The organism is Collinsella sp. TM05-38, from assembly GCF_003466445.1.
Taxonomy (GTDB): Bacteria; Actinomycetota; Coriobacteriia; order Coriobacteriales; family Coriobacteriaceae; genus Collinsella.
Map to the genome: position 1 here is coordinate 1 of NZ_QSPM01000024.1, position 2,592 is coordinate 2,592.

A 2,592-nucleotide genomic window follows, 5' to 3' on the forward strand; every position below is an offset into this window, starting at 1 on the left:
CGTGGGGACACATGTATGTCAATCCTGGTCTAACAGAGCCATTCTATACGCCTGCTGTGGCGGCAGGGGGACAGCGTCGCCGAGATCGCGCGCAAGACCGGCGTGAGCCGGGACACCGTCTACAAGTACCGCGACATGGACGACTTCAGCCCCGAGCCGCCCGCGAGGCGGGCGCAGGGCTCAATGCTCGACCCGTACAGGCCCCTGATCGAGTCCTGGCTCGACGACGACATGCGCAGCAGGCGCAAGCAGCGCCATACCGCAAAGCGCGTCCACGACAGGCTCGTCTCCGAGTGCGGCGCCGACGTCTCCGTCAGCACCGTGGAGCGGTGCGTCAGGGAGATTAGGGCCCGCCGCTCGGCGGAGGCGGCCGACGCCCAGTACCTCGACCTCGTCTGGGGCCCCGGCGAGGCGCAGGCCGACTTCGGCGAGGCCGACTTCTACGTGAGGGGGATGCGGACCACGCTGAGCTTCTTCGTGATGACGTTCCCGTACTCCAACGTCGGGCTGGCCCAGGTCTTCCCGGGCGAGACGTCGGAGTGCGTCTGCCAGGCCCTGCGCAACGTCTTCGAGCACGTCGGCGGCGTGCCGACCAAGATCGTCTTCGACAACGCGACCGGCGTCGGCCGCCGCGTCGGCGGCGGGGTCCGGACGACCGAGCTGTTCGCCGCCTGCAGCGCCCACTACGGCTTCCGCTTCAGGTTCTGCAACCCCCGCTCGGGCAACGAGAAGGGCAGCGTCGAGAACAAGGTGGGCTGCGTGCGCCGCAACCTCTTCGTCCCCGTCCCCCAGCTGTGGGACGCCGGCGCCTTCAACCGCAGGCTGCTCGAGCGCAGCCTCGCCATGTCCGACAAGCCCCACTGGATAAAGGGCGAGCGCGAGCTCGATCTCTTCGAGGCCGACAGGCTGGCGATGCTCGGGCTGCCGGCCAAGCCCCTCGACTGCGTCACCTACGTCTCTCGCACCGCCGACAAGAAGGGCAAGGTCTCGGTCGGCGAGAGGGGCCGCCACCTCTACTCCACGCACCCGTCGCTCTCGCGCCGCAGGCTCACGGTCGGCCTGCGGGCGACGACCGTGAGCGTCTACGACCCCGACAGCGGCGAGCTCGTCTGCGAGCACCCCAGGGCCTACGGCAGCGCCCCGACCGACACGTCCGACCCCGCCTCGCAGCTCGCCCTGCTGGCGTGGAACGCCGGCGGCTGGGAGAACAGCAGGGTGAGGGAGGCGCTCCCCGACGAGCTCAGGGAGCATATGGACTCACTGGACAGGGCGGGCCTGAAGGCCGAGCTGAGGGTGATGCGCGACCAGGCGGCCACCTCCGGATGGGAGGCCACGCTGCAGGCGGTGCGCCTCGCCTACGAGGCGACCGGCCGCATCGACGAGGCGTCGGTCGCCGTCAGCGCGGCGCGCGCCGCCACGGGGACCGTCACCTACGACGAGCCCGTGGACCTCGGCGTCTACGACGGCTTCATGGGGGTGGCGTAGATGGCCAGGGCCGCATGCCCCGACAGGCGCCTGCTCGAGTCCTCGCTGAGGGGCAAGGCGCGCTCGATGCTGTTCTCGAACAGCGTCGTCGACGAGTTCTGCGAGGAGGCGACGCTCCCCGAGATGAGGGCGGTCGAGGGCCTGCTGGCCAGGCAGATGGAGGTCAGGGCCGCCAACCAGCTGGAGAGGAGGATGCGCAGGGCGAGGTTCCCCGCGGCCAAGTCGCTCGACGGCTACGACTTCTCCCAGGTCTCGTTCCCCGACGGCTACGGGGAGGCCGACCTCAGGTCGCTCGCCTTCATCGACGCGTGCCAGGACTTCGTCTTCCACGGGAAGACGGGCAGGGGCAAGACCCACCTCGCCATCGCGGTCGGCGCCGCCGCCGTCAGGGCCGGCAAGTCCGTGAGGTTCTTCACCGTCGCGCAGCTCGTGATGCACCTGGCCGACGCGCGCGACCGCGGCAGGCTGCGCAGGGAGCTCGACGACCTGCTGTCGGCGGACCTGCTGGTACTCGACGAGCTCGGCTACGTGCCGCTCGACGTCGAGGGGGCGAGGCTGCTGTTCCAGGTCATGTCGGCCCCCGAGGGCACTCAGAGCCTCATAGTCACCACCAACATAGAGTTCAGCAGGTGGGGCACGGTGTTCGGCGACGACAAGATGGCCGCGGCCGTCGTGGACAGGCTCGTCTACACGGGCAGGCTGGTGGAGTTCAACGGCGCCAGCTACAGGATGGAGAACGCGCTGATGCTCGGGAAGGGTGAGGCCGAATGAGGTACGCCGCGGAGGACTGCCCGGCGGACAGGATGAAGGACCGCGACGCCGGCGCCTGGGACGCGCAGACGCTCTGCAGGCTCTTCCAGTGCCCGGGCTGCGGGCTGACGCCGGACCACCCGCTGATGACGGGCGAGCGGGGCGGGATGGAGGAGGTGCCCCCGGAGGACTGGGAGATACCGTTCTAGGCAGCGGGCGGACCGGCCGCGACGGAGCCGGCCCGCCCGGAGGCGGTCGGCATGAGGGTGTCGAAATTCGACAGACGTATTTGTCGATTTTTACTTGACGGAACACAAACGGCGAGCAGCGCTACCTCTGCCGGGGCTGCGGCAGGAC

2 protein-coding genes and 1 pseudogene are annotated in these 2,592 nt (G+C 69.6%); all 3 read left to right on the forward strand.

The genetic code is table 11. The annotated features are described in order from the left end of the window. Positions 1 to 45: 45 nt before the first annotated feature. Positions 46 to 1,485, forward strand: a pseudogene (istA, locus tag DXD49_RS09525) (IS21 family transposase). Positions 1,486 to 1,551: 66 nt separating this feature from the next. Next, positions 1,552 to 2,256: an IS21-like element helper ATPase IstB gene (gene istB, locus DXD49_RS09530; RefSeq protein WP_055287500.1), complete on the forward strand. Its 705-nt coding sequence runs from the start codon at positions 1,552 to 1,554 to the stop codon at positions 2,254 to 2,256. After that, positions 2,253 to 2,444 carry a hypothetical protein gene (locus DXD49_RS09535; RefSeq protein ID WP_117794835.1) on the forward strand — a complete coding sequence of 64 codons (192 nt, stop codon included), beginning with the start codon at positions 2,253 to 2,255 and terminating at the stop codon, positions 2,442 to 2,444. The genes istB and DXD49_RS09535 overlap by 4 nt, the downstream gene beginning before the upstream one ends. The last annotated feature ends 148 nt before the right edge of the window (positions 2,445 to 2,592 follow it).